The organism is Dactylosporangium aurantiacum, assembly GCF_000716715.1.
In the GTDB taxonomy this organism is placed as follows: domain Bacteria; phylum Actinomycetota; class Actinomycetes; order Mycobacteriales; family Micromonosporaceae; genus Dactylosporangium; species Dactylosporangium aurantiacum.
Genome location: NZ_JNYJ01000166.1, coordinates 1 through 378 on the forward strand (window position 1 = coordinate 1; position 378 = coordinate 378).

Below are 378 nucleotides of genomic sequence, written 5' to 3' on the forward strand. Positions count from 1 at the left end.
GAGATCTGTCAACCTAGAGGCATGTCGAAACAGGCGCTGACGCTCACGGACCTCACCGCGGACGCGGCGTGCTGCCCGCCGATCGCGCGGCACCGGCTGCCGGCGGCCTCGGCGGCGGTGCTGGCCCCGGCGTTCAAGGCGCTGGGCGATCCGGTGCGGTTGCGGCTGCTGTCGATGATCGCCTCGGCGCCGGACGGCGAGATCTGCGTGTGCGACCTGACCCCGGCGTTCGAGCTGTCCGGGCCGACGATCTCGCACCACCTGAAGACCCTGCGCGAGGCCGGCCTGGTGGACGCCGACCGGCGCGGCACGTGGGTGTACTACCGGGCGCGCCCGGCGATCCTGGCGCAGCTCGCCGCCCTGCTCACCGTGGAGCCG

Annotated in this window: 1 protein-coding gene; it reads left to right on the forward strand. The window is 73.5% G+C overall.

Annotated features, from left to right (window positions below):
• Positions 1–21: 21 nt before the first annotated feature.
• Positions 22–378: ArsR/SmtB family transcription factor (locus OP18_RS50780; RefSeq protein WP_033368058.1), on the forward strand; the 357-nt coding region annotated here is incomplete at its 3' end.